At 39.1% G+C, this 1245-nt stretch carries 1 protein-coding gene; it reads right to left on the reverse strand.

The genetic code is table 11. The features are described from left to right. Positions 1-615 precede the first annotated feature (615 nt). Positions 616-951 (reverse strand): hypothetical protein, encoded by a 336-nt coding sequence (locus tag AAC854_RS22540; RefSeq protein WP_340619045.1) that lies wholly within the window; start codon positions 949-951, stop codon positions 616-618. Positions 952-1245 lie beyond the last annotated feature (294 nt).

Raw genomic sequence — 1245 nt, forward strand, 5'->3', positions numbered from 1 at the left:
TGCTGTTGTTTTTCAGTCAATGTCATGGTGGTTCCCCTTCTCAATAAAAGAAAACACACTATGACAAAAGATTAACCAGTCAGGTATGTGGGGTTAATTAGGCGCTTACCTACAAGAAGCTACTTGGTGGAGGTGCAGCGGAAGGCACTAGAGGTACTTTAGCATATCAGTTAGCGATCTTACGTCAGATTGCATATGTTAATCACTGTTCACTAGCTCCTTTTGTTATTGATACGCCAAACCAACAAGAGCAAGCAGAACATCGATACCAGGCCGTGCTTAACGTGATCCAAGAAAATGTCCCATTGCACTTTCAAATTATCTTATGTGGGATGGAGAATGAAGCACTAAATTCATTCAAAGAAAAGGCTCATGTCATCCACCTAAATGGAAACCGCCTGTTACACTGTGATCACTACGAAAGCCTTAGAAAAAAATACGAAAACGAGATTGTAAAATCGATATAAGTATAGAGCTGCTTTAGTGGCAGCCTTCCTGCAAGAAAACCAATGGGCAAAAGTGCGTTAGAGCCTTTGAACTAACGCACTTTATTTAGATAAGAAAAAATATGTTGAACCTTAAATTAAACATTTGTATGGGAAATTATCGAAGGTGCTACCAATCAAAGATATCCGTTACTCTATAGGTGTACTCTGCTCTTTCATTGTCAGATATGTCTATACGAGTAATATACTCCCCTACTTTAATTTTCTTTTTAAAAAGATTTACAGTGGTGGTAGTATTTTCTTCACCAGTCCCCCAGTACAGGAGTCCCTCTTTCCCTTTAGGCTTTATGTAGAAAGGCCACTTATCACCGTCATCGATAGCATAGCCAAAAATTTCCATTCCACGTATAGAATTGTCTGCATTTAAGAACGCATCAAAAACTAGTGTGTCTTCCGTCTCAACTGAGCACTCTACATACACCGCTTTAACTCTTGAAAAACCCATTTTTACCTACCTTTGCCAAGCGCTGGGAATCATTCTTAAATTCTTTGTTAGCTGCTAGTTCATTACAATGTAAGAGTCAAGATTTTCTAAACTTGGATTTTCTTCCACTTTCCGACCTAAATAGACAAACTCCATGATTGAGTTAAACTCCAGAATATCGTCTCCGTTACCTTCTAAAACTCCTGCTGGATTAACGCAATAAGTGCAACATGCGACCGGTATAGGCTTCCATTGGCGTCAGCCCATTTAAAATCTTTCTTGGTGTCATATTCAGCCTCAATTCCATATCGCTGA

Origin of the sequence: Xenorhabdus entomophaga, from assembly GCF_037996725.1 — a bacterium.
Classification (GTDB): Bacteria; Pseudomonadota; Gammaproteobacteria; order Enterobacterales; family Enterobacteriaceae; genus Xenorhabdus; species Xenorhabdus khoisanae.